Here is a 26,673-nt window from a genome sequence, read left to right on the forward strand (position 1 = left end):
TTGACAGAATGGTGGAGAGTGGTCATGAATCCCATAAGTCCCCATACTTGTCTTGGAGATGCGAGCCAAGCATGTCGGTATGTTTATGGCTCATCCAATCGAGTGCAAAATAAGAAAAAATCTTGGTATTAGTTTTCAGGAAGATATTGTCGATTGTGATGACAACGATGCTGTTAAGCAGCGTATAGGATTGATCAATGGTTATTTGAAGTCAGTAGTGAAGGAAGGTTGGGTGGATATTACTGAAGGGAAGAGCCTTTTTGATGATTGTATAATAGAAAAATTTAATAGTGATCACGATACTGTCAGTGGTTTTGTAGATTATTGTTTACAAATTAAAGCAAATAACCTCTTTTTTTATTTACATGAGAGAAGTAAAGGGTTTCGTTGGTTTTTTTGTTTTAAAGTTCTTACAGAAGTTCGCAGGCATAGAAGCAAAAATGGAATAGTTTTTTTATTGGATGAGCCAGCAAATAATTTACATATTCATCCACAGAGAAAAATATTAAGCTCCTTACAAACGTTATCGAGCATAAAGGGCAATAAAGTAATTTATTCGACGCATTCCCCTTATCTTATTAACGACGATAATTTGGATAATTTGTTTACCGTACGTAATGAAGCAAATGATTTTGAAGCGCCTCGAATTGTTTGTGAAAGATTTCTGGAATTAACTACATCTACTGAAGAAACTGTGAGGGCTGTTGAGCCTATTGTTCAAAAAACATGGATTACACACCTTGGAACAGGAGCTGATTGGATTATAAAAAAAATTTAATGGAGTTGCTGCTAATGCAAAGAAGGTAAATCACATTGCTGATTGCGTGAAACATATTATTGGTGGATAATTTTCTCAGTTTATGCCGTAAAGCTTATACCCTTACGCGTTTTATTTAAATGCTTACACCCTTTGGTAAAATTTTACGGAAACTTCGCATTGATCACTCCAAACGCCTCTTAGATATGGCTAAGAAATTAGACATATCTGTAGGATTTTTATCTTCTGTCGAGATTAGCAAAAAATCTGTTCCTGTAGGACTGGAGGAAAAGATCATAGAGCTTTATAGTTTAGATCAAGAGGTAGCAGAAATTTTGAAAAGAGAATCGGATTCTTATTGTAAAAGTTTCACTATAAAGTCTTCTGATACATTTAGATGTGAAGCTGTTGGTATGTTTGCTAGACTGATAAACATTATTTCACAAGAAGATTTAGAACTATTAAAAAATTGTTAGAGAAAGCTGGCAAAAAGAATGCGCTTTGTAAAGAAAAGAATAAAAATCATATTCCCCTAACTTTATTTAGGCATCCCTTATCTTTTAAAAATATATGAAGAATCAAAAACTTAATAGGAATATAAAGATATATGGTGGGCGATGAGAGACTCGAACTCCCGACATCCTCGGTGTAAACGAGGCGCTCTACCAGCTGAGCTAATCGCCCAATGCAATGATCAGCAATTGAATGGAGACTATTTAAGGAAGAATTTTTCTAAACGCAAGAATAAAGATGGGATTTGATAATTTTTTTTAAAAATGCAGAATCCTTCTTGACATAAACGCATGAACCCCTTACACGACCGCTTGTACCAAATTAAATTGGTTCGAAAAAAATGCGCGGGTGTAGCTCAGTTGGTTAGAGTGCTGGCCTGTCACGCCGGAGGTCGCGGGTTCGAGCCCCGTCACTCGCGCCATTTCGTGATTCCTTATGAAATTTCCTTTTTAAAATATCCATATGCTATGAGTAATGTGGTGGAGTGTTTGATTGGGAATAGATATGTTTTTTCTTTCTTTTTATATGGTTTATAAGAATAGGGCTTGCGTCTTTCTTTGCTCTGCGTTACCTATGCCGATAAGAAAAGTATCGCTCTGTATGCCTTAGAAGCAGTATGAATAGAGTTAATAGAGCGATTGTTAAATTTGTCTGTTTGGTCTCGCAATATTGAATCATTGTGTTAAACTCAGGCATTTCGTTACGATGGAAGAGGGTTATGGCTTATTTATTGAGCTCTTATTTGCCAGTCTTGATTTTCATTATTGTGTCAGCGGTTATTGCTGGAGTTTTGTTGATTACACCTTACATTGTAGCATATCGTTCCCCCGATCCTGAAAAATTATCGGCTTATGAATGTGGGTTTAATTCATTTAGTGATGCACGCATGAAGTTTGATATTCGTTTCTATTTGGTATCAATTTTATTTATTATTTTTGATCTTGAAGTTGCATTTCTTTTTCCTTGGGCTGTTTCATTCGAATCAATAGGTATGTTTGGCTTTTGGTCGATGATTGTGTTTTTAGCGATTTTGACTATTGGATTTATATATGAATGGAAAAAAGGAGCCCTTGAATGGAATTAAGATATAATAATTCAACGATTGAGGCTCCAAAACCAAAAGGAATCATTGATCCAAATACTGGTGGGCTGATAGGATCTGAAGATGAGTTTTTTCGTGATATCAATGCTGAATTGTCAGATAAGGGTTTTTTAGTTACCTCGGCAGATGCTTTGATTACTTGGGCACGTACCGGTTCTTTAATGTGGATGAGTTTTGGTTTGGCTTGTTGTGCTATCGAAATGATGCAGTGCTCAATGCCTCATTATGATAATGAGCGTTTTGGATATGCACCACGAGCTTCACCCCGCCAGTCAGATGTGATGGTGGTGGCAGGTACTCTAACAAATAAGATGGCTCCTGCTTTAAGAAAAGTGTACGATCAGATGCCAGAGCCACGTTATGTGATTTCTATGGGATCATGTGCAAACGGTGGGGGATATTATCATTATTCCTATTCAGTAGTGCGGGGATGTGATCGTATCGTGCCTGTCGATATATATGTCCCAGGGTGTCCACCTACAGCAGAGGCATTATTATACGGCATATTGTTGCTACAGAAAAAAATCCGTCGTACCGGATCCATAGAGCGATAGAGAGTTTTCTTGTCATGGTGGATGAAACATTGGTTGAGCTTGCTGCTTATTTGGAAAACAAATTAAAAAATAAGCTTGAAGAGACTGTTCTTGCTTTTGGTGAATTGACCATTGTGGCACGTCTTGATGCAATTATCGATGTCTTAATGTTTGTTCGTGATGATTCTCGTTGTCAATTTATTAATCTTACAGACATTAGTGGTGTGGATTATCCTTCTCGCGATAAGCGCTTTGATGTTTCTTACCAATTGTTATCTCCTCGTGAGAATTTACGCTTACGTGTAAAAGTTCGTACAGATGAAAATACTCCTGTTGCTTCAGCTTGTACAGTTTATCCTGGCGCAGAGTGGTATGAACGTGAAACGTATGATATGTATGGGATTTTATTTTCAGGACATCCGGATTTGAGACGGATTTTAACAGATTATGGGTTTGAAGGATATCCTTTACGCAAAGACTTTCCTGTGACAGGATTTGTTGAATGCCGTTATGATAATGAAGCAAAGAGGGTGATTTATGAGCCTGTTGTTTTGCGCCAAGAGATGCGTAATTTTGATTTTCTTTCTCCTTGGGAAGGAGGACAGTATACTTTGCCATGTGATGGGAAAGCAGATGAAAAAAAATAATATTGGTTTTGATAAGGCATTATATTAGGGTACTGTATTTCTTAAATAATTAAATATTTTTTAGCGTGATAGATTTTTTTGATATTTGATATGAAGTTTTTTAAAAAGCAAGGGGTTGATTGTGGCTGAGGTCAATGTTCGAAACTTTAATATCAATTTTGGTCCGCAGCATCCTGCCGCGCATGGGGTTTTGCGCATGGTTCTGGAGCTGGACGGTGAAGTTGTTGAGCGTGTAGATCCACATATTGGGTTGTTGCATCGCGGTACTGAAAAATTAATGGAAACAAAGACTTATCTCCAAGCTGGTCCTTATCTAGATCGTTTGGATTATGTTGCTCCTATGAATCAGGAACATGCTTTTGTTCTTGCTATTGAAAAGTTATTAGATATAAAAGTTCCTAAAAGAGGGCAATTAATACGTGTTTTGTTTTCTGAAATTGGGCGTATTCTTAATCATTTGCTTAATGTAACGACACAGGCAATGGATGTTGGTGCTTTAACACCACCGCTTTGGGGATTTGAGCAACGTGAAAGATTGATGATTTTTTATGAGCGTGCCTGTGGTGCTCGTCTTCATGCAAATTATTTTCGTCCTGGTGGCGTGCATCAAGATTTACCAGAATCTTTAGTTGAAGATATTGGTGATTTTATTGATCCATTTCTTGTTTCTCTCGGAAAACTTGATGCGCTTGTGACCCCAAATCGGATTTTTAAGCAGCGTAATGTGGATATTGGCGTTGTAAGTATTGATGAAGCTTGGGCACGCGGTTTTTCTGGGGTTATGATTCGTGGAGCTGGTGTTCCATGGGATTTGCGTAAAAGTCAGCCTTATGAATGTTACGATGAAATGGAATTCGATATTCCTATAGGTAAAAATAGCGATTGTTATGATCGCTATCTTATTCGTATGGAAGAAATGCGTCAATCAGCGAAAATTATGCGCCAATGTGTGGAGCGTTTACTGAGTACTGAAAAAAATGGACCAGTTTCGAGCTTGGATCGCAAAATTGTACCACCGACGCGGAGTGAAATGAAAAGCTCGATGGAAGCACTGATTCATCACTTTAAACTCTATACGGAAGGTTTTCATACACCTCCTGGAGAAGTATATGTTGCTGTGGAAGCTCCGAAGGGTGAGTTTGGTGTTTATCTTGTTTCTGATGGAACCAATAAGCCTTATCGTGTCAAGTTGCGTGCTCCTGGGTTTGCTCATCTCCAAGCTATGGATTTTTTAACCAGAGGTCATATGTTAGCAGATGCTACAGCTATTTTGGGTTCGATTGATATTGTTTTTGGGGAGGTTGATCGCTAATGTCCGTACGCCGTCTTGCAGATGATGTTTATCAGCCGGCTGAGTTTTCTTTTACAAAAGAAAATCAGATATGGGTAAAAAATACCATAAAAAAATATCCTGCAGGGCGTCAGCAGTCTGCTGTAATTCCATTATTAATGCGTGCTCAAGAGCAAGATGGTTGGGTGACACGTGCTGCGATTGAGCATATTGCTCAGATTCTTTCCATGGCTTATATCCGTGTCTTAGAAGTTGCTACTTTTTATACTCAGTTTCAGCTTAAGCCTGTTGGAACAAAAGCGCATATTCAAGTTTGTGGTACAACGCCTTGTATGTTACGTGGTTCTGATGAATTGATTAAAGTTTGTCAGAAAAAAATTCATCATGAACCTTTTGCGACCAATCAGGATGGAACCTTATCATGGGAAGAGGTGGAGTGTCTTGGTGCTTGTGTGAATGCTCCGATGGTTATGATTTTTAAAGATACTTATGAAGATCTTACAGCTGAACGCCTTGAAGAAATTATTGATGCATTTGAAGCAGGTAAGGGTTCTGAGATAGAGGTTGGTCCGCAAAATAGTCGTAAATCGTCGGAACCGATTAGTGGTTTAACTTCTCTTATTGATGATGAGAAAGAAAAAAAGATCTCTCAAGTCTTCACCAAAAAAGGATAAGGAAAGAATGGGGAACATAATTAAGTATTTTTCTTGAGAAAATATTTTATTATTCTACCCATGATGGCAACATTTAACGAAAAGTAAGAAATCTTGAAAAGATATTTAAAAATTGCATTTGAGGAAAAGCAGAAAATGCTATGGGTAATAGAAAAAAAGGTGGGGTATGCTAGCTGATAAAGATCGTATCTTCACCAATATTTATGGTTTAAAAGACAAATCATTAAAGGCTGCGATGTTGCGTGGGCATTGGAATGGTCTGAAAGAAATGATTGACAAAGGTCGTGATTGGATCATTGATGAAGTGAAGGCATCGGGTTTACGCGGTCGTGGTGGTGCTGGTTTTCCTACTGGAATGAAGTGGTCCTTTATGCCAAAGCAGAATGATGGACGTCCTCATTATTTGGTTGTCAATGCCGATGAATCTGAACCTGGAACTTGTAAAGACCGTGATATTTTACGTCATGACCCCCACACTTTGATTGAAGGATGTGCAATCGCTACTTTTGCTATGGGAGCCAATGTTGCTTTTATTTATATTCGTGGTGAATATATTCGTGAACGTGAAGCGCTTCAAGCTGCCGTTGATGAATGCTATGATGCGGGTTTACTTGGCAAAAAAACGAAATATGGGCATGCTTGTGATATTGTTATTCATCATGGAGCGGGTGCTTATATTTGTGGTGAAGAAACAGCTCTTCTTGAAAGTCTTGAGGGAAAAAAGGGACAACCTCGGCTTAAACCACCATTTCCTGCCAATATGGGGATTTATGGCTGTCCAACAACAGTAAATAATGTAGAGTCTATTGCCGTTGTTCCAACGATTTTGCGGCGGGGTGCTTCGTGGTTTTCATCAATCGGACGAGCAAATAATGTTGGAACGAAATTATTTATGGTTTCAGGGCATGTTAATGCACCTTGTACATTTGAAGACGCTCTTGGTGTTTCATTCCGTGAATTAATTGAAAAACATACGGGTGGTGTTCGTGGTGGATGGAATAATCTTTTAGCAGTTATTCCAGGGGGGGCTTCTTGTCCAGTCGTTCGTGGTGAGGATATGATCGATGCGATCATGGATTTTGATGGGATGCGAGATGTCGGGTCTTCTTTTGGCACAGGGGGAATGATTGTTATGGATAAATCAACCGATATTATCAAGGCAATTTGGCGTATAGCTGCTTTTTTCAAGCACGAGAGTTGTGGTCAGTGTACACCGTGTCGTGAGGGGACGGGATGGATGATGCGTCTTTTAGGGCGTATGGTTGAGGGAAGAGCGCAAAAACGCGAGATTGATCTTTTGTTTGAAGTGTCTAAACAGGTTGAAGGACACACTATTTGTGCGCTTGGTGATGCTGCCGCATGGCCTGTACAGGGGTTGATACGTAATTTTCGTCCAGAAATCGAGCGTAGAATTGATGAATACACGCGAAATGTAGTCCAAAGCAAAAATATTGCTTTAGAAGCGGTTTAATAAAGGATTTTGTTTTAAGAGCGACCGAATGCAAATTTTAAGTGGGTTATCCGCAGGTTGGATGGGTGATGATAAATATCAAAGTTGATGGCAAAGAGATTGAAGTTCCTGATTACTACACGTTGCTTCAGGCTGCTGAGGCGGCTGGGGCAGAAATTCCACGTTTTTGTTTTCATGAATCTTTGTCAATTGCTGGAAATTGTCGTATGTGTTTAGTTGAGGTTAAGGGTGGTCCACCAAAACCTCAGGCTTCTTGTGCTATGGGGGTTCGTGATTTACGATTAGGGCCTAACGGTGAGGCACCTGAGATTTTTACCAATACACCGATGGTAAAAAAAGCACGTGAAGGTGTTATGGAATTTCTTCTCATTAATCATCCTTTGGATTGTCCAGTGTGTGATCAAGGGGGAGAGTGTGATCTTCAAGATCAAGCAATGCTTTATGGACGAGATTGTTCTCGTTATACAGAAAATAAACGTGCTGTAGAAGATAAATATATTGGACCTCTTGTCAAAACTGTTATGACACGGTGTATTCATTGTACACGGTGTGTTCGTTTTACAACGGAAGTTGCAGGTATTTCTGAGCTTGGTTTGATCGGTCGTGGTGAAGATGCTGAAATTACGACGTATCTTGAAAAAGCTATGACATCTGAATTACAGGGAAATGTTATTGATCTTTGTCCAGTGGGAGCTCTAACTTCAAAACCTTATGCGTTTCATGCCCGTCCGTGGGAATTGGTAAAAACGGAATCGATTGATGTGATGGATGCGCTTGGTAGTGCTATCCGTATTGATAGCCGCGGCCGTGAAGTTATGCGGATTATGCCGCGTACGAATGAAGATGTAAATGAGGAATGGATCTCTGATAAAACGCGTTTTATTTGGGATGGATTACGGACTCAGCGGCTTGATAAGCCATATGTACGCAAAGATGGAAAGCTTCAACCTGTCAGTTGGACAGAAGCTTTTGCAAAAATTAAAATGGTAATCTCTAAAATTTTTCCAGAAAAAATTGGAGCCATTGCGGGGGATCTTGCTTCTGTTGAAGAAATGTATGCCCTTAAAGCATTATTGAGTTCTTTGGGCTCAACGCTTTTTGATTGTCGTCAAAGAGGGGGGGCTTTATCGCCAGAGTTTGGGCGCTCGAGTTATATTTTTAATCCTACAATTGTAGGTATTGAACAGGCTGATGCACTGCTTATTGTGGGATCTAATCCACGTCATGAAGCAGCTGTTTTAAATGCGCGTATTTTAAAGCGCCAACGGATGGGCAATTTTCCTATTGCATTAATTGGAGAGAAAGTCGATTTACGTTATCCTTATTCTTACCTTGGATCTGGGAGTGATACATTAACGACACTTATTCGTGGAGAGGATGTTTTTTTTAATGTCTTAAAAGAAGCGAAGAGGCCCCTTATTCTTATCGGAGAGGGAGCGGTTTCAGGAAGTGAAGGTTTATCTGTTTTAAAAAGTCTTGCTAAATTAGCTGATAATATAGGTGCTCTTAGTGAGACATGGAATGGGTTTGGGGTTCTTCATAATGCAGCTTCGATTGTTGGAGGGTTGGACATAGGCTTTACTTCTAAGCTTGGGGTTGCAAATATACTTAAAACCTGTGAAGTTCTATTTTTGCTTGGTGCTGATGAAGTAGAATTAGCCAATACAAAAGCTTTTACAGTTTATATTGGGAGCCATGGTGATAATGGTGCACATGCTGCTGACGTTATTTTGCCTGCATCTGCTTACACTGAAAAATCAGGGCTTTATGTGAATACAGAAGGACGTGTTCAAATGACAAATCGGGCTGGTTTTGCTCCAGGTGAAGCAAAAGAAGATTGGGCTATTTTGCGTGCTTTATCGGATATTTTAGGACAAAAGCTCCCTTTTGATTCTCTTTCTCAATTAAGGCAATGCTTGTTTAATGATTATCCACACCTTTGTGCTGTTGATGATATAGTGCCTTCTGATATAAGTGGTCTTAAGGCGCTTGGTTCAAAAATGGTTTCTCTCGAGAGTCAAGCATTTACTTCTATGGTTAAAGATTTTTATTTAACAAATCCGATAGCACGTGCTTCTGCTGTTATGGCTGAATGTTCATCTCTTGCAAAAAACCGTGCTACACAAACAGTAAAGTAAGGCAAAGGAAAAGGAATAATGATGTATGATTTCTTTATGACTTGGCTGTTGCCATTACTCATTATAATCGGAAAAACACTTCTTCTTTTGGTCGTTCTTTTGGTCTTAGTTGCTTATCTTCTTTATGCAGATAGAAAAATTTGGGCAGCGGTACAATTGCGTCGTGGACCAAACGTTGTTGGACCATGGGGTTTGTTACAGTCTTTTGCAGATTTAATTAAATTTGTTGTTAAGGAGCCTATTATCCCTGCAGGTGCAAATAAGGGTGTTTTTCTTTTGGCTCCTTTTGTTTCAGCGACACTTGCTTTATCAACTTGGGCTGTTATTCCTGTCAATGAGGGTTGGGAGATTGCAAAGATTAATGTTGGCTTGCTTTATATTTTAGCCATTTCATCTCTTGAAGTTTATGGTGTTATTATGGGGGGATGGGCATCAAATTCAAAATATCCTTTCTTAGGAGCTCTTCGTTCGGCGGCACAAATGGTTTCTTATGAAGTTTCCATTGGTTTTGTGCTTGTGACTGTCATTTTAATAAGTGGTTCGTTAGATCTCACAACAATTGTTTTTAAACAAACGCACGGGCTTGGTACAACTCTTGGTCTTCCTTTTAACAGTTTTCTCGATTGGAATTGGTTGGTCCTTTTTCCAATGTTTATTATATTTTTTATTTCTGCGCTTGCAGAGACAAATCGTCCTCCATTCGATTTGGTGGAAGCAGAATCCGAACTTGTTGCTGGTCATATGGTAGAATATTCTTCAACGCCTTACATGCTCTTCTTTCTAGGTGAATATGTTGCGATTGTTTTAATGTGCGCATTAACAACCATTCTATTTTTAGGCGGTTGGCTGCCTCCCTTAGATGTTTGGTGGCTTAATTGGGTTCCTGGTATCATTTGGTTTGTTTTAAAAGTCTGTTTTGTATTTTTTTGGTTTGCTATGGTCAAAGCATTTGTTCCACGTTATCGCTATGATCAGCTCATGCGGCTTGGTTGGAAGGTTTTTCTTCCTCTCTCACTAACAATGGTTGTGATAACTGCTGCTTTTTTAAAGTTTACGGATTTCGTTTAAGAGGAGATTTTACGATGTCAGGTTTTATTCAGGCGGCAAAGTCACTTCTTCTATTGGAATTTGTGAGTGCTTTTTTCTTAGCTATGCGTCAATTTTTTTCACCAAAACCCACGATTAATTATCCTTATGAAAAAGGTTTTGTATCTCAGCGTTTTCGCGGTGAGCATGCATTGCGTCGCTATCCAAATGGTGAAGAACGGTGTATTGCTTGTAAATTATGTGAAGCGATTTGTCCTGCTCAAGCGATTACAATTGAAGCTGGGCCACGGCGCAATGATGGTACACGTAGAACTGTCCGTTATGATATAGACATGGTTAAATGTATTTACTGTGGTTTTTGTCAAGAAGCCTGTCCGGTTGAAGCTATTGTCGAAGGTCCAAATTTTGAGTTTGCGACGGAAACACGTGAAGAACTTTATTATGATAAAGAAAAGCTTTTATTGAATGGAGATCGCTGGGAGCGAGAAATTGCTCGAAATATATTGATGGATGCGCCTTATCGTTAAGTGTATCGTTAAATGAGGTGTCGGATATTTTTCCGATAAATTGTAATCTGGTATGAAGTTTATACCAATTGTTTGAATAATTAAGGAGAAGCCTATGCTAACAGATCTAGCGGCGGCATTTTTCTATTTGTTTGCTTTTATTATGCTAACAAGTGCAGTTATTGTTATTACAGCACGCAATCCAGTGCATTCTGTTTTGTTTTTAATCCTCGCATTTTTTAATGCAGCAGCTTTGTTTTTACTTGCAGGAGCAGAGTTTTTGGGGCTTATTCTGCTTGTTGTTTATGTTGGAGCTGTCGCTGTTTTATTTTTATTTGTCGTTATGATGCTTGATGTTGATTTTGCTGAGTTAAAGAGTGGAACTCTTCGGTATGCTCCGATTGGGGCTCTTATTGGCATTATTATCGCTGTAGAATTGATTGTTGTTTTTATGAGTAGCTATTTTTCTCCAGTCTTGAGAACGCATGTTACGCAACCAATGCCAGATTTAGCGCAGCGAACAAATACACAAGCATTAGGTGATATTCTCTATACGGATTATGTTTTCTATTTTCAAATTGCTGGAATGATTTTATTGGTTGCAATGATTGGAGCTATTGTTTTAACACTTCGTCATAAATTAGGAGTAAAGCGGCAATCTATTGCGGAGCAAGTTTCTAGAACGGTAGAAAGTGCCATTGAAATCAAACAAGTTGAATCAGGCAAAGGTATGTAAGGGGGGCTATGTAGATGTATATTGATATTACACATTATCTCACTGTTTCTGCTTTGATGTTTACAATTGGTATTGCTGGAATTTTTCTCAACAGAAAAAATGTGATTATTATCTTGATGTCCATTGAGCTTATATTGCTTTCAGTTAATCTCAATTTTGTTGCATTTTCAGCATTTCTTCATGATCTCGTTGGTCAGGTATTCGCTTTATTTGTCTTAACCGTAGCAGCTGCTGAAGCTGCCATTGGTTTAGCAATTCTGGTCGTTTTTTTCCGTAATCGTGGTTCCATTGCGGTTGAAGATGTTAATGTAATGAAAGGCTAACCAGTGATGTATTATACGATTGTCTTTCTTCCGCTTTTGGGTTTTTTAATTGCTGCACTAGGTGGAAAAACGATAGGAGATCGTGCGAGTGAATTGATAACATGTAGCTTTATGGTTGTTGTTGCCATATTATCGTGGATAGCATTTTTCAGTATTGCACTTGGTCATATTCCAGCGATTGATGTATTGATATTACATTGGATGACTGTTGGTGACTTAAGCTTTAATTGGGCTTTACATGTTGATACATTAACAGCTGTCATGCTTATTGTTGTAAACAGTGTTTCGGCATTGGTGCATATTTATTCAATTGGTTATATGCACCATGACCCTTCAAGGTCTCGTTTTTTTTCTTATCTTTCTTTGTTTACATTTATGATGCTTATGTTGGTCACATCCAATAATTTGATTCAGATGTTTTTTGGATGGGAAGGTGTCGGACTTGCTTCTTATTTACTCATTGGTTTTTGGTTTCAGCGCGATTCTGCTAATAAGGCCGCAATGAAAGCTTTTGTAGTTAACCGTGTTGGAGACTTTGGTTTTCTCTTAGGAATCTTTAGTATTTTTGTTTTGTTCCAATCGGTTGATTTTGCCTCTATTTTTGCAAAAGCTGCCGACAAGAGCTTTATACAAAATATGACATTTTTAGATTGGCAATTTGATGGGCAGACGGCAATTACCATTACATGTCTTTTATTATTTATTGGTGCGATGGGAAAATCCGCACAATTTCTTTTACATACTTGGCTGCCTGATGCAATGGAAGGACCAACCCCTGTATCAGCGCTTATTCATGCCGCTACAATGGTAACGGCTGGTGTTTTTATGGTTGCGCGTATGTCGCCAATTTTTGAACTTTCTTCAACTGCTTTGACCGTGATTATTATTGTTGGTGCAACAACAGCGTTTTTTGCAGCAACTGTGGGGTTGGTGCAGAACGATATTAAGCGTGTTATTGCTTATTCTACATGCTCTCAACTTGGTTATATGTTTGTGGCATTAGGTGTTGGAGCTTATGGCGCTGCTGTCTTTCATCTTTTTACGCATGCTTTTTTTAAAGCCTTATTGTTTCTTGGTGCAGGTTCTGTGATTCATGCTGTATCTGATGAACAAGATATGCGAAAAATGGGTGGGTTACGCAAACATATAAAGGTCACCTATTGGATGATGATGGTCGGGACCATTGCCTTGACCGGTGTTGGAATTCCAGGAACACTTTTCGGGACTGCAGGTTTTTTCTCAAAAGATGCGATTATAGAGTCTGCTTTTGCATCTCATAATATTGCTTCAGGATATGCTTTTTATCTTCTTGTTTTTGCTGCCTTTTTAACAAGTTTCTATTCATGGCGACTTATCTTTATGACATTCCATGGTAAACCACGGGCAACAGTTGATGTTATGCATCATGTTCATGAATCGCCTCCAGTTATGTTGATTCCACTCTTTCTTTTATCTATTGGAGCAATATTTTCTGGTGTCGTTTTCCAACCTTACTTTTTTGGTGACTTGTATAATGCTTTTTGGAAGGGAGCATTATTTACAAGCAGCCATAATCATATTCTTCATGATGCTCACCATGTTTTTAATTGGGTAAAATGGTCGCCTTTTATAGCAATGATTCTTGGGTTTATGTTGGCTTATTTATTTTATATTGTGGCTCCCTCTCTTCCCAAGAAAATGGCGCGTATTATGCCAGGAGTGTATCACTTTCTTTACCAAAAGTGGTATTTCGATCAATTATATAACTTTTTATTTGTTCGTCCTACCTTTAGAATTGGTTCTTTTCTTTGGAAAGTGGGAGACGGTAAGATTATTGATGGTCTAGGTCCCAATGGTATTGCAGCGCGTGTTGTTGATATTACAAATAGAGTTGTTCGAATGCAAACAGGCTATCTTTACCACTATGCATTTGCAATGCTTATCGGCGTTGCATTGCTCATTACATGGATGATGATCGGGGGCGTAAACTAATGACCGATTGGCCTATTCTTTCTACGGTTACATTTTTGCCGCTTGTTGGTGTTCTTCTGATTTTGTTTATCAAAGATGATAGTGAAGTAGCACGCCATAATATACGTAATGTCGCATTTTTTACGACTCTATTTGTTTTTATTATTTCTTTAATTATTTGGATAGGATTTGATTCTAGCAACCAAAATTTTCAAATGGTTGAAAAATCCAGTTGGTTAGGGGGGGGTATTAGCTATCATATGGGGGTCGATGGTATTTCTATTCTTTTTGTTGTTCTCTCGGCTTTTCTTTTGCCTTTCTGTATTTTAGCAAGTTGGGAGAATGTTAAAGAGAGATTAAAAGCCTATATGATTGCGTTTCTTCTTCTAGAAGTTGCGATTATTGGTGTTTTTTGTGCTCTTGATGCAATGCTATTCTATGTTTTTTTTGAAGGCAGCCTCATTCCAATGTTTATCATTATAGGTGTATGGGGAGGAGCACGTCGTGTTTATGCAAGTATAAAGTTTTTCTTATATACTTTACTTGGTTCAGTGCTTATGCTGGTTGCTCTTATGGTTATGTATTGGGAGGCTGGGACACTTGATATACCAACTTTACTCAATTATCAGTTTCCTGCTCATATGCAAATATGGCTATGGCTTGCATTTTTTGCTTCTTTCGCAGTTAAAATGCCAATGTGGCCAGTTCATACATGGCTCCCTGATGCTCACGTAGAAGCACCGACAGCGGGTTCTGTTATTTTAGCTGGTGTCTTACTTAAATTAGGTGGGTATGGTTTTCTTCGTTTTTCTTTGCCTATGTTTCCTATCGCTTCAGCAGATTTTGCGCCTTTTGTTTTCACATTATCGCTTATCGCTATTATTTATACATCACTGGTTGCACTTGTTCAAAGTGACATCAAAAAACTTATTGCATATTCCTCAATAGCGCATATGGGATATGTAACGATGGGTATTTTTGCTGCGAATGAACAGGGGATACAAGGGGCTATTTATCAGATGCTATCCCATGGAATTGTTTCAGCAGCATTGTTTCTTTGTGTTGGGGTTATCTATGATCGCTTGCATACACGTGAAATTTCAGCGTTTGGTGGTTTAGTGAATAATATGCCTAAATATGCTGTTGTTTTCTTAATTTTCACCATGGCAAATGTTGGTTTGCCTGGAAGCTCAGGATTTTTGGGTGAATTTTTAACCTTAATAGGTGTTTTTCAAGTAAATAAATTGGTTGTTGTTTTAGCAACAACAGGTGTTATCTTATCGGCAGCCTATGCCCTTTATCTTTATCGGCGTGTGGTTTTTGGTTCCTTGGATAAAGAGAATTTAAAAGTATTAATAGATCTTTCTTTAAGAGAAAAATTCCTCCTTTATCCAATGGTTATTCTTACAATATTCTTTGGTATCTATCCAACGCCTATTCTTAAGGCAACGGCGTTTTCCGTAGAAACCCTCATCAATAAACTGCACTAGATAAGGGAAGAATGCACATGCAAACTGAAATAATAGCGCAATTAGTCTTAATTCTTCCAGAACTTTTAATTGCATTAGGAGCTGTCGTGCTGCTTATGATTGGTGTTTATTCCAATACACGTGCTTCTTTAACAGTGACAGGTTTAGCCATAGCAATTCTTGTGGCAACCATTATTATTCTTATAATTTTTCCGAAAAATGGTTCATTTCAAACCAATGCGCTCGTTATCGATTCCTTTAGTCGTTATATGAAAATTTTAATGCTTATTGGTGCACTCTTTTCTCTTATCATGTCTGTTGGTTTTGCCAATGCACAAAAGTTTAATATATTTGAGTTTCCAGTACTTGTTCTTTTAGCAACCCTTGGAATGATGTTTATGATTTCAGCGGGTAATATGCTGTCGCTTTATATGGGGTTAGAGCTGCAATCTTTAGCTTTATATGTTTTAGCAGCGATTAATCGTAATAATGTAAAATCTTCTGAAGCCGGTATAAAATACTTTGTTTTAGGAGCATTATCTTCAGGTTTGCTTCTTTATGGTATTTCTTTGCTTTATGGTTTTACCGGTCAAATTGGTTTTCACGAAATTGCTCTTGCTTTAAAAGGCAAAAATGTACAATTGGGGGTCATTTTTGGAATTGTCTTTATTTTAGCTGGTTTGGCTTTCAAAATTTCTGCTGTTCCGTTTCATATGTGGACACCTGATGTTTATGAAGGAGCGCCCACACCGATTACAGCATTTTTTGCTGGTGCCCCTAAAGTTGCTGCAATGGCTTTAATCATCCGTATTATTGTGGTGACCTTTATTCCCCTAGGGCGTGTTGATAACGTGATGCCTGCATGGCAACAAATTTTGGTGTTCATGGCGATTGCATCAATGATACTGGGTGCTTTTGCTGCAATCGGTCAGAATAATATTAAGCGCTTAATGGCTTATTCGTCGATCAGTCATATGGGTTATGCACTTGTTGGTTTATCTGCTGGAGATATGCTTGGGATAAAAAGTGTTATCCTTTATATGACTATTTATCTTGGAATGACGCTTGGTTCATTTGCCTTTATTCTTGGAATGCGCTCTCAGAATGGAAATGTTGAAAATATTTATGATCTTTCAGGGTTAGCAAAGACGAATCCGTTTATGGCTGTTGTGATGACAATACAGCTTTTCTCTTTAGCCAGTATACCACCTATGGCTGGTTTTTTTGGAAAGTGGTATACCTTTTCTGCTGCTGTCCACGCTGGACTTACGCCACTTGCTGTCGTTGGGATGATAGCGTCTGTCGTTGGGGCTTTTTACTATTTGCGAGTCATTAAAATTATGTGGTTTGATGATGCACAAGCGCATTTTGTTGCTTTATCGAAAGAGCTTCAATTTTGTCTTGGTCTTTCTGTATTCTTTATTTTATTTTACGCGCTTTTTGGAGTTTGGTTCGCTGAGCTAGCAGAAAAAGCAGCAACAGCATTGTTTTAATGAATATGGTTTATACTTTATCAGATTTTGCACAAAAACAGGGATACACTGTTGAAGCGTACGATAGTGTTGATTCAACAAATCTCATTGCGCAACGAAAAGCGCAAACTGGTCATCAAGGTAATCTTTGGATTGTTGCACAAGAACAATCACAGGGAAGAGCAAGAAGAGGGAGGACTTGGTCTAGTCCAAAAGGGAACCTTTATTCTAGTCTTTTATTAATTGATGATATTGTTCATCAAACTGCGGCTCAACTTGGTTTTGTTGCTGGAGTAAGTGTGGCAGAGGCAATAAAACAATTGATAAAAGAGGAAAAGCAGACAAACAATATTGTGAGCTTAAAATGGCCAAACGATATTTTGCTCAGAGGAGAAAAAAGCTCTGGAGTTTTGCTTGAGATTTTAAAATTGTCATCACAACAATATGCCTTGGTTATTGGTATTGGAATAAATGTGAAATATAATTATGAAGATGCGCCCTATTCCACTTCAAGCTTAAAGAATATCGGTTTGCATATTGATGCAGAACAATTATTTACGGTTTTGACGGAGTGTTTTTCTAAAAATTACCTTCTTTGGAAACAACCAAAAGGATGTGAAATAATCCGAAAAAAATGGCTTTTATACTCCGCTCATCTTGGGAAATATGTCAAAGTGGTGAATGATGAAAAAGTCATTGAGGGTATTTTTGATGGTCTTGATAGTGATTTTAACTGCATCATAAAGCAAAAAGACGGTCAGACAGCAATTATAACAGCTGGGGATGTTCATTTTGGTTTGGCTGATTCTGTCTAATGCAGGCCGTTGTTGAAAAATTATTTTATCATCAAATACCTTAATGATTTGGGAGATGTTTATGGTTGCAGCCAATAAGAATGAATTTGTTTTTTTACCTCTGGGAGGTGTAGGTGAGATAGGGATGAATTTAGCTGCTTACGGATTTGGTCCCCAAAGTCTTCGTGAATGGCTGCTGGTTGATATGGGGGTTAGTTTTGCTGGTTCTGAATTACCAGGTGTCGATCTTGTTTTGCCTGATATTCGTTTTCTAGAAAGTGAAAAACACAATATACGGGGTCTTGTTTTAACACATGCACATGAAGATCATTATGGGGCCGTTCTTGATTTATGTCCAAAGTTACAAGTACCAATTTACTGTACGCCTTTTACGGCAGGATTATTGGAAACTAAAAAACAATTAGATTTTGAATCTCAAAAAATTTTACTCAATATTTTTCAAGCTGGTGATTGTTTTCAGGTAGGTTCCTTTGCTGTAGAGGCTATAGCCGTTAACCATTCAATACCAGAATCTGTATCTTTAGCAATTACAACCTCTTTGGGGACTGTGATTCATACTGGTGATTGGAAAATTGATCATACCCCTTCACTCGGGGCTGTAACCGATGAAAAAAGATTTCGTGCTTTAGGCAAAAAAGGTATTTTAGCATTACTTTGTGATTCCACAAATGCATGTCGGGATGGTATCTCTCCTTCAGAACAGCAAGTTCAAGCCAGTCTTTCAGAGATTATTTCTAAAGCTGAAGGGCGCGTTGCGATAGCAACTTTTTCTTCTAATATTGGTCGGATACGTTCTATTGCTCTTGCAGCTGAAGCTGCTGGACGTAAGGTGCTTGTCATTGGGCGTTCCCTTAAGCGAAGTATTATGGTTGCACAAGAGCTTGGTTATATGAATGATTTAGCACCATTTGTAACGGAAGATGATTATGGCTACATCTCGCGAAAAGATCTTGTTTTAATTGTCACAGGGAGCCAAGGTGAGCCATGTGCTGCTTTGGCTAAACTGTCACGTGATGGAATGAAAAATATTGCACTTTCCGCTGGTGATACCGTTATTTATTCATCACGAAGTATTCCAGGAAACGAAAAAGCGATTATTGAGGTACAAAATCGTTTCATTGATTTGGGTATTAAAATTATTACGAATGAAGATGCACTTGTTCATGTTTCAGGTCATCCCCGTCGTTCAGAACTTTTACAGATGTATGATTGGATAAAGCCACAAATACTTGTCCCTGTACATGGGGAAGCAATGCATCTTAAGGCTCAGGCAATTTTAGCACGTCAAGCGGGTATTAAAACTGTTATGGATATCAGAAATGGCTATATGTTACGTCTTGCACCAGAGCCTGTAGAAGTTATTGATCAAGTTCCTGTTGGCCGCATCTATAAGGATGGTTGCTTAATTGGAGATGAAGATGAATTAGGGATTCGTGAACGCCGTAAACTAAGTTATGCTGGTCATGTTACTATTTCTCTCCATATAAATAGTAAGCATGAATTATTAGGGGATATAGGTCTAACAACATTCGGGTTACCTGAAAGTAATGGAAAGGGGGAAAGTTTAAAAGATATTCTTTTAGATATCGTAGAAAACACAGTTTATAATATCCCACGCATGAAACAGAAAAATAATGAACTTATTCGAGAGGCAACACGACGTGCAGTAAGAGCGGCTGTTCATGAAATTTGGCAAAAAAAACCTATCTGTACAGTTTTTTTACATCGGTCAAAATAAAAGAACTTTTCTATTACGTTATTAAAAAAGAGAAGAGCATTTTTATTTTATTGCTAAATAAGAAAAATAGAGAATAAAGCACAATAAATTTTTAAATGATAAGATCGTTATATTTGCAAGTATTCAGAATGCGGCTATAGATGAATAGAGGGTGTGATAAATTGTTCCGATATGATATATCTGATTAGGAGTTAATTATTTCAATGCGTCTTTCTCAATATTTCCTTCCACTTTTAAAAGAGAATCCTAAAGAAGCAGAAATTGTTTCTCATCGCTTCATGTTGCGCGCTGGAATGATTCGACAACAAACATCAGGGATTTATTCTTGGCTTCCTTTGGGAAAAAAAGTGCTTGATAAAGTTTGTAAAATTATTCGTGAAGAGCAAGAACGTGCGGGTGCAATAGAAATATTGATGCCTACAATTCAGTCTGCTGATCTTTGGCGTGAAAGCGGTCGTTATGATGATTATGGTTTGGAAATGCTCCGCATTAAAGATCGTCAAAAGCGTGATTTACTTTATGGTCCAACCAATGAAGAGATGGTAACAGATATTTTTCGCTCTTATGTTCGTTCTTATAAAGATCTTCCGCTTAATTTATACCATATTCAATGGAAATTTCGTGATGAAATTCGTCCACGTTTTGGTGTGATGCGAGCACGAGAATTTTTAATGAAAGATGCTTATTCTTTTGATCTTGATTATGAAGGCTCTGAAACATCTTATAATCGTATGTTTGTTGCTTATTTACGCACTTTTTCTCGCCTTGGCTTAAAAGCAATTCCTATGCGTGCAGATACAGGTCCAATAGGGGGGGAACTCAGTCATGAATTTATCATTTTGGCTGAAACAGGAGAGAGTGCTATCTTCTGTGATAAACAATTTCTTGAACTTACCGTTCCTGATAGTTCAATCGATTTTAGTGATAAAGCTGTTTTAGATGATATTGTTAAGCAATGGACATCTTTTTATGCAGCAACGGAAGAAATGCATAATGAAGAGGAGTGGGCTAAAGTTTCTGATCATAATCGTCTTTCAGCGCGCGGTATTGAAGTAGGGCATATTTTCCACTTTGGTACTAAATATTCTGCTCCAATGGGAGCAAAAGTTATGGGACAAGATGGAAAAGAGCATGTGGTCTCTATGGGATCTTATGGTATTGGGCCTTCGCGTTTTGTTGCGGCCGCTATTGAGGCTTCTCATGATGAAAATGGTATTATTTGGCCAAAGTCGATGGCACCGTTTGATTTTGGGATTATCAATATGAAGCCCGATGATGAAAAATGCACACAGGCATGTGAGTTTCTCTATCAGGGATTAAAGAAGGTTGGTTTTGATCCGTTATTAGATGATAGAAATGAACGCCCTGGATCAAAATTTGCAACAATGGATTTGATTGGTTTGCCAACGCAAATCATTGTTGGTCCTAACAGTATTGCACAAAATGAAGTTGAAATTAAAGATCGAAAAACAGGAATAAAAAAATCTCTAAAGGTTGAAGATGTGCTCAGCCAACTTTCTATAATTTAATAGGAAATATTATGAAGAGGCTGAAAAACAAATGCTTTTCATCGTATGAGTGGATGATCGCTTTTCGTTATATGATTCCCAATAAAAAACATGTCGTTGCATCTGTTATTTCAATTATTTCTCTTATTGGGATTATGTTGGGCGTATTTGCTCTGGTTGTTGTTATGGCGGTGATGAATGGCTTTCGTACAGAACTTCTCAATCGTATTCTTGGTATGAATGGGCATCTTATTATTCAAACAGTTGATTCTGGTTTTTCTGATTATAAGACTCTTATTTCTTCTTTAGAAACTACAAATGGTGTGAAGTTTGCTTTACCTGTTATTGAAGGTCAAGCGCTTGTTCAAGGTGAAGTTCAAGGTGGTTCTGGCGCGTTAGTTCGTGGTATGCGCAAACAAGATCTAGAAAAGCTTAAAACAGTCTCTCAAAACATTAAATTAGGATCGATTTCTCGGTTTGATCAAGAAGAAGGTGTTGCAATTGGAAGTGGCTTAGCAGAAAAATTAGGACTGACAGTTGGAAGAGATATTCGTATTATTACTCCAGATGGTGATGAGACTCCTTTTGGCGTTACCCCACGTGTGAAAGCTTATAAAGTCGTTGCTATTTTTGAAGTTGGTATGTCTGAATATGATTCAATATTTATCTTTATGCCTCTCCATGAAGCACAAATGTTTTTTAATTTGGGAGATAAGGTTCAGTCTTTGGAATTATTTCTAAATGATCCTGATGCTGTTGATCAAATAAAACCTGTTGTAGAAAAAGTAGTTGAACAACAGGTCTATTTAATTGATTGGCGTACACGCAATCAGGCTTTTTTTTCAGCCTTACAGATTGAACGAAATGTTATGTTTTTCATTCTTTCTCTGATCGTTCTTGTTGCTGCTTTAAATATTATTTCAGGGCTGATTATGCTTGTAAAAGATAAAAGTCATGATATTGCAATTTTACGCACGATGGGGGCTCAACAGAGTGCGATTTTGCGTATATTTATCATTACAGGAATGATGATTGGTTTTATTGGAACTATATTGGGGTTAGTTTTAGGTGTTATCGCGACCGCGAATATTAATCATATCCAAGATTTTATATCTTGGTTATTTAATGTCGACGTTTTTAATCCTCAACTTTATTTTTTAACAAAATTGCCTGCACAAATTGAGTGGAAACAGACCATCTTGGTTGCTATGATGGCTTTATTCTTGTCGTTTCTTGCTGCTCTCATTCCGGCATGGCGTGCTGCTAAGCTAGATCCCGTACAAGCTTTGAGGTATGAATAATGACAGCTATTTTAGAGCTTGTAGAGATTGAAAGACACTTTTTCGAGAGTCATAAGCCGCTCATTGTTTTAGATAAAGCGAATTTTATTCTTAATCGTGGAGAGCTTGTCGCACTTGTTGCACCATCTGGTGCTGGAAAATCAACACTTCTTCATATTGCTGGATTATTAGAAAAACCAACAGCTGGTGATGTGATGTTACGGGGTGTTTCTTGTGCAAAGCGCTCTGATAGTGAGCGAACAGCTATAAGACGAAATGATATTGGTTTTGTTTATCAATTTCATCATTTACTTCCAGAGTTTACGGCGTTAGAAAATGTCATGATACCCCAAATGATAGCAGGATTAAAAAAATCCATAGCAGAAGATCGTGCGCGCAAATTATTAACGTATCTGCGTATTTCTCATCGTGCGAACCATCGTCCCTCAGAGTTATCGGGAGGAGAACAACAACGTGTTGCTATTGCACGTGCAGTAGCAAATGGCCCTTCGGTTCTTTTGGCTGATGAACCTACAGGAAATCTTGATCCAGTAACTTCAGCTTATGTCTTTCAAGCTTTATCTATCCTTGTTCGTCAGTCTGGTCTTTCTGCTCTTATTGCAACACATAATTACGCTTTAGCTAAGCAAATGCATCGTCGAATTACACTTAAAGAACAAAAGATTATAGAACTTCCTTAAAGCAAGGTAAAAACTTTATACGACTAATTGAATAGTTTATATTACTTTATTCAAGGAGATTTTTTATGACAGTTTTTGTCGTTGACAAAAATCAATTAGATGCTCGTCGTCGTCGGTTGATTTTTCGTGCATGGCATCGCGGTATTCGTGAAATGGATCTCATTTTTGGGCATTATGTTGATGCTCATATCACTGAGATGAATGATAAAACGCTCTCTGAGCTTGAGTATATTATGTCTTTTGATGACCGTGATTTACTCACATGGATCACTGGAGAAATTTTGCCCCCCACTGAGGTCGATAGTCCACTTTTTCGTGATATTGCTAATTATCGTTTTTGCTTAAGTTATTGATTCCAATGCCTATATTTAAAAAAATTGTTATTCCCAAAAATAATTCTGTTCGTATGATTTTAGATGGCGTTACTGATGGATTTGAAGCCTTTGCGCTTGCTAAATTAAGTTCAGAAATTGCACAAGATAAACCGCTCATCTATGTTGTCCGTGACGGAACAAAAATTGCGCATTTACAACAAGTTTTAAATTTTATTGAACCTAATTTACCCGTATTTCAATTTCCTGCATGGGATTGTTTGCCTTATGATCGCGTATCACCAGGAATTGCTGTTATGGCACGTCGACTATCAACATTGGCACACATAGCAAATTTACGGAAAGATCCATATTCTGCAATTATATTAACAACAGCAAATGCAATTATGCAAAAGTTGCCTCCTCGTGAAATGATAGAAGCTCAGCTTATTCACGCACGTGTTGGCCAGCGCAATAACATGGGAAATCTTATTCAATTTCTAGAAACCAATGGTTTTGAACGCGTTACGGTTGTCCGTGATATTGGTGAGTTTGCTGTAAGAGGAGGAATACTTGATATCTTTTCTCCGATGGATGTTGAACCTTTACGCCTTGATTTTTTTGGAGATACCCTAGAAAGTATCCGCGTATTTGATCCAGAAAGTCAAAGGACAACAGGCCAAAAAACTGAACTTTTATTACAGGCAATGAGTGAGGTTGTTCTTACACCAGAACGTATCAGTCGTTTTAAAAGCAATTATACCTGTACATTTGGTGTATCACAAAAAAATAACATGCTTTATGAAGCAATTGCTCAAGGTCGGCGTTTTGCCGGTATGGAACATTGGCTTCCATTTTTTTATGAAAACCTTGATAGCTTTTTTGATCATTGTGGCAATTTACCGATAGTTTTTGAGCATCTCATAGAAGAAGTTTTCATTGAGCGCTATCGTCTTATTGAAGACTATTATAATGCGCGCAAAGAGCGCGAAAGTGATGAAAAAAATTCTACTTCTTATCATCCAATAGATCCTAGTCTTCTCTATTTAACGCCAGAGCGTGTTTTGGAAGGTGCGCAACAATCTTCACAGCGTATTGATTTTTCTCCTTTTAATGTTCCACAAAGTTTGGAACAAACTGTTATTCACACAAATGTTAAACAAGGATATGATTTTGTAAAAGAGCGTAATGCGCAGGAAAAAAATGTTTTTTCAAGTGTTATTGATCATATCGCATCTTTACGCGCTGCTGGTAAAAAAGTGCTTTTAGCGTGTTGGAGTGAAGGATCTCTCAATCGTTTGTTACAAGTTCTCGATGAGCATGGATTGAAAAAAATAGATGTTGCAAAATCTTTGCAAACAGTCAAAGCAACACCTCGAGATCGCATATTAGCAGCTGTTATCATGATAGAACATGGTTTTGTGGCTGAAGATTTGGCTATTATTGCAGAGCAAGATATCCTTGGCGATCGTTTTATAAGATCGCCAAAGCGGCGTAAGAATAATACAAATTTTATTTCTGAAATTTCTGCTTTAAATTCTGGTGATATTATTGTGCATATCGACCACGGTATTGGCCAATTTGTTGGTCTTAAAACCATCAGAACCACTGGAATTTTACGAGACTGCCTTGAAATTAGATATGCTGGAGGTGATTTACTCTTTTTACCTGTTGAAAATATTGAGCTTCTCTCACGTTATGGCTCAGAAGGAACAGAGATAACTTTAGATAAATTAGGAGGTGTTGCTTGGCAAGCACGTAAAGCTCGGCTTAAAAAACATTTATTGGAAATGGCAGGGCAATTAATCCGTATAGCTGCAGAGCGTATGACTCGTGCTGCGCCTGCTTTACTTCCACCAATTGGACCATTTGATGAGTTTGTTGCTTGCTTTCCCTATGAAGAAACGGAAGATCAAATGAATGCAATTGATGCTGTTTTGGACGATCTAGCCTCAGGCAAGCCGATGGATCGCTTGATATGCGGTGATGTTGGTTTTGGAAAAACTGAAGTAGCCATTCGAAGTGCTTTTGTTGCAGCATTAAATGGATATCAGGTTGCTGTTGTTGTACCGACAACTTTGCTTTCACGTCAACATTACAAAACATTTATTTCGCGTTTTCAAGGATTACCGGTTAAAATTGGACATGCTTCGAGGCTTGTAAAAGCGAAAGAACTTGCACGAGTAAAAAAAGGTGTTTCAGATGGTATAATCGATATTGTCATTGGAACCCATGCATTATTAAGTGGTGCAGTTAATTTTTTACGGTTAGGCCTTCTTATCATTGATGAGGAACAGCATTTTGGTGTCAAACACAAAGAGCGTTTAAAAGAGCTTAAAAGTGATATTCATGTTCTCACACTTTCAGCAACTCCCATACCACGCACTTTAGGGTTAGCTTTATCGGGTGTACGTGAACTTTCATTGATAACAACCCCCCCCATTGATAGAATGGCGGTTCGTACTTTTATTTCACCCTTTGATGCACTTGTTATACGAGAGACCCTGCTTCGAGAATATTATCGTGGTGGACAAAGTTTCTATGTTTGTCCTCGTATTTCAGATTTAGCTTTTGTAGAAGAATATCTCAAAACACATGTGCCAGAACTGAAATTCGTTGTGGCTCATGGACAAATGCCGGCTGGACAACTTGATGATATCATGAATGCATTTTATGATGGACAATATGATGTGCTGCTCTCAACAACCATTATTGAATCAGGTCTTGATATTCCAACAGCAAATACCCTAATTGTGCATCGTGCTGAGATGTTTGGCCTTTCTGCCCTTTATCAGTTACGTGGTAGGGTAGGACGTTCAAAACAACGTGCTTATGCTCTCTTTACATTTCCTGCTGGTAAAGTTTTAACAACTGCTGCTGATCGCCGTCTTAAAGTGTTACAATCTCTTGACACCTTAGGGGCCGGTTTTCAATTGGCAAGCCATGACATGGATATCCGCGGTTCAGGCAATTTTTTAGGTGAAGAGCAATCGGGGCATATCAAAGAAGTTGGATTTGAACTCTATCAAAAAATGCTTGAAGAAGCTGTTGCTGAATTAAAAGATGGAGAGCTAAATGAAGATAAGCAATGGTCTCCTCAAATTTCCCTTGGTACAACAGTTATGATACCAGAAAGTTTCGTGCCTGACTTATCATTACGTATGGGACTTTATCGTCGTTTAACAGAACTTGATGATTTAGAACAAATTGATGAATTTGCAGCGGAATTAATTGATCGCTTTGGTCCTTTGCCCCTTGAGGTTCAACATCTTCTTAAAGTCTTTCATATTAAAACATTGTGTCGAAAAGCACATGTAGAAAAATTAGATGTTGGACCAAAGGGGATTGTCATACAGTTTCGTAATAACTATTTCGCAAATAGTGTTGCTCTTGTTCAGTGGGTGGGAAAACAAGGTACAATGGCAAAAATTCGACCAGATCAAAGTATTGCTCTTATTCGTGATTGGTCCTCAGCGGATGAAAGGCTTGTTGGAGCAGCGAATATTATGACACAGCTTGTCGAAATGGCAGAATAACATTCTGTTTAAAAAATTTCTTTATTGTTTCAGAACTGTTACTCATTTTTATAAAATCATTCTGAATAAAATTTAAGTTTATAATAAAGAACCTTTTATATATTTATTTGGTTTTTATTATATACGTATTGATATAATGAAGAAAATAGATTAGA

Annotated in this window: 20 protein-coding genes, 2 tRNA genes and 3 pseudogenes; 24 read left to right on the forward strand and 1 reads right to left on the reverse strand. The window is 38.0% G+C overall.

Annotation, left to right across the window (positions count from 1 at the left end):
• Positions 1 to 85 precede the first annotated feature (85 nt).
• Together ACFINE_RS04620 and ACFINE_RS04625 are read left to right on the forward strand one after the other, a co-directional pair.
• Positions 86 to 778 (forward strand): AAA family ATPase, encoded by a 693-nt coding sequence (locus ACFINE_RS04620; protein WP_375621223.1) that lies wholly within the window; start codon positions 86 to 88, stop codon positions 776 to 778.
• Between the two features lie 119 nt (positions 779 to 897).
• Positions 898 to 1,331: pseudogene (locus ACFINE_RS04625) on the forward strand (XRE family transcriptional regulator).
• A gap of 34 nt (positions 1,332 to 1,365) precedes the next feature.
• On the opposite strand, the gene ACFINE_RS04630 reads toward ACFINE_RS04625, so the two are convergent.
• A tRNA-Val gene (locus ACFINE_RS04630) sits at positions 1,366 to 1,441 on the reverse strand.
• Positions 1,442 to 1,614: 173 nt separating this feature from the next.
• Here ACFINE_RS04630 and ACFINE_RS04635 point away from each other — a divergent pair.
• The 22 genes and pseudogenes from ACFINE_RS04635 to mfd all read left to right on the forward strand — a co-directional run bounded on the left by ACFINE_RS04635 (position 1,615) and on the right by mfd (position 26,518).
• Positions 1,615 to 1,691, forward strand: a tRNA-Asp gene (locus tag ACFINE_RS04635).
• 297 nt (positions 1,692 to 1,988) lie between these two features.
• A complete protein-coding gene (locus tag ACFINE_RS04640) occupies positions 1,989 to 2,354 on the forward strand; it encodes an NADH-quinone oxidoreductase subunit A (RefSeq protein ID WP_005773599.1) in 366 nt (121 codons plus the stop codon).
• The gene (locus tag ACFINE_RS04645) at positions 2,345 to 2,926 is read left to right on the forward strand and encodes a NuoB/complex I 20 kDa subunit family protein (protein WP_375621224.1); all 582 of its coding nucleotides are present in this window, start codon (positions 2,345 to 2,347) and stop codon (positions 2,924 to 2,926) included. The genes ACFINE_RS04640 and ACFINE_RS04645 overlap by 10 nt, the downstream gene beginning before the upstream one ends.
• 14 nt (positions 2,927 to 2,940) lie before the next feature.
• Positions 2,941 to 3,552: an NADH-quinone oxidoreductase subunit C gene (locus ACFINE_RS04650; RefSeq protein ID WP_375613458.1), complete on the forward strand. Its 612-nt coding sequence runs from the start codon at positions 2,941 to 2,943 to the stop codon at positions 3,550 to 3,552.
• Between the two features lie 121 nt (positions 3,553 to 3,673).
• Positions 3,674 to 4,864 carry an NADH-quinone oxidoreductase subunit D gene (locus ACFINE_RS04655; protein WP_375613457.1) on the forward strand — a complete coding sequence of 397 codons (1,191 nt, stop codon included), beginning with the start codon at positions 3,674 to 3,676 and terminating at the stop codon, positions 4,862 to 4,864.
• Positions 4,864 to 5,554 (forward strand): annotated as a pseudogene (gene nuoE, locus ACFINE_RS04660) (NADH-quinone oxidoreductase subunit NuoE). The gene ACFINE_RS04655 and the pseudogene nuoE overlap by 1 nt, the downstream one beginning before the upstream one ends.
• Before the next feature lie 129 nt (positions 5,555 to 5,683).
• Positions 5,684 to 6,988, forward strand: a complete 1,305-nt coding sequence (gene nuoF / locus ACFINE_RS04665) for an NADH-quinone oxidoreductase subunit NuoF (protein WP_375613456.1) — start codon at positions 5,684 to 5,686, stop codon at positions 6,986 to 6,988.
• Positions 6,989 to 7,056: 68 nt separating this feature from the next.
• The gene (gene nuoG, locus ACFINE_RS04670; protein WP_375613455.1) at positions 7,057 to 9,126 is read left to right on the forward strand and encodes an NADH-quinone oxidoreductase subunit NuoG; all 2,070 of its coding nucleotides are present in this window, start codon (positions 7,057 to 7,059) and stop codon (positions 9,124 to 9,126) included.
• Positions 9,127 to 9,147: 21 nt separating this feature from the next.
• Complete coding sequence (nuoH, locus tag ACFINE_RS04675) at positions 9,148 to 10,194, forward strand: NADH-quinone oxidoreductase subunit NuoH (protein ID WP_375621293.1); 1,047 nt, start codon at positions 9,148 to 9,150, stop codon at positions 10,192 to 10,194.
• Between the two features lie 14 nt (positions 10,195 to 10,208).
• The gene (gene nuoI / locus ACFINE_RS04680) at positions 10,209 to 10,700 is read left to right on the forward strand and encodes an NADH-quinone oxidoreductase subunit NuoI (protein ID WP_273723184.1); all 492 of its coding nucleotides are present in this window, start codon (positions 10,209 to 10,211) and stop codon (positions 10,698 to 10,700) included.
• Between the two features lie 94 nt (positions 10,701 to 10,794).
• Positions 10,795 to 11,415: an NADH-quinone oxidoreductase subunit J gene (locus ACFINE_RS04685; RefSeq protein ID WP_375621225.1), complete on the forward strand. Its 621-nt coding sequence runs from the start codon at positions 10,795 to 10,797 to the stop codon at positions 11,413 to 11,415.
• 14 nt (positions 11,416 to 11,429) lie between these two features.
• Positions 11,430 to 11,738 (forward strand): NADH-quinone oxidoreductase subunit NuoK, encoded by a 309-nt coding sequence (nuoK, locus tag ACFINE_RS04690; RefSeq protein ID WP_273791275.1) that lies wholly within the window; start codon positions 11,430 to 11,432, stop codon positions 11,736 to 11,738.
• Positions 11,739 to 11,744: 6 nt separating this feature from the next.
• Entirely contained in the window at positions 11,745 to 13,709 is a 1,965-nt protein-coding gene (gene nuoL / locus ACFINE_RS04695; RefSeq protein ID WP_375621226.1) for an NADH-quinone oxidoreductase subunit L, read from the forward strand.
• Complete coding sequence (locus ACFINE_RS04700) at positions 13,709 to 15,178, forward strand: NADH-quinone oxidoreductase subunit M (RefSeq protein WP_273791287.1); 1,470 nt, start codon at positions 13,709 to 13,711, stop codon at positions 15,176 to 15,178. Before nuoL ends, ACFINE_RS04700 begins: the two co-directional genes overlap by 1 nt.
• Positions 15,179 to 15,195: 17 nt before the next feature.
• Positions 15,196 to 16,650 carry an NADH-quinone oxidoreductase subunit NuoN gene (nuoN, locus tag ACFINE_RS04705; RefSeq protein ID WP_375621227.1) on the forward strand — a complete coding sequence of 485 codons (1,455 nt, stop codon included), beginning with the start codon at positions 15,196 to 15,198 and terminating at the stop codon, positions 16,648 to 16,650.
• Positions 16,650 to 17,460 (forward strand): annotated as a pseudogene (locus ACFINE_RS04710) (biotin--[acetyl-CoA-carboxylase] ligase). The gene nuoN and the pseudogene ACFINE_RS04710 overlap by 1 nt, the downstream one beginning before the upstream one ends.
• Positions 17,461 to 17,505: 45 nt before the next feature.
• The gene (locus tag ACFINE_RS04715; protein WP_375621228.1) at positions 17,506 to 19,182 is read left to right on the forward strand and encodes a ribonuclease J; all 1,677 of its coding nucleotides are present in this window, start codon (positions 17,506 to 17,508) and stop codon (positions 19,180 to 19,182) included.
• Positions 19,183 to 19,385: 203 nt separating this feature from the next.
• Complete coding sequence (gene proS / locus ACFINE_RS04720) at positions 19,386 to 20,711, forward strand: proline--tRNA ligase (RefSeq protein ID WP_375621229.1); 1,326 nt, start codon at positions 19,386 to 19,388, stop codon at positions 20,709 to 20,711.
• An 11-nt stretch (positions 20,712 to 20,722) separates the two neighbouring features.
• A complete protein-coding gene (locus ACFINE_RS04725) occupies positions 20,723 to 21,991 on the forward strand; it encodes a lipoprotein-releasing ABC transporter permease subunit (protein ID WP_375621230.1) in 1,269 nt (422 codons plus the stop codon).
• On the forward strand, positions 21,991 to 22,671 hold the full coding sequence (locus tag ACFINE_RS04730; RefSeq protein ID WP_375621231.1) for an ABC transporter ATP-binding protein: 681 nt from the start codon (positions 21,991 to 21,993) through the stop codon (positions 22,669 to 22,671). Before ACFINE_RS04725 ends, ACFINE_RS04730 begins: the two co-directional genes overlap by 1 nt.
• Positions 22,672 to 22,736: 65 nt before the next feature.
• Positions 22,737 to 23,024, forward strand: a complete 288-nt coding sequence (locus ACFINE_RS04735; protein WP_375621232.1) for a succinate dehydrogenase assembly factor 2 — start codon at positions 22,737 to 22,739, stop codon at positions 23,022 to 23,024.
• 5 nt (positions 23,025 to 23,029) lie between these two features.
• A complete protein-coding gene (gene mfd / locus ACFINE_RS04740) occupies positions 23,030 to 26,518 on the forward strand; it encodes a transcription-repair coupling factor (protein ID WP_375621233.1) in 3,489 nt (1,162 codons plus the stop codon).
• Positions 26,519 to 26,673: the final 155 nt, after the last annotated feature.

Source organism: Bartonella sp. AA97HXZ (assembly GCF_042196985.1).
GTDB lineage: Bacteria > Pseudomonadota > Alphaproteobacteria > Rhizobiales > Rhizobiaceae > Bartonella.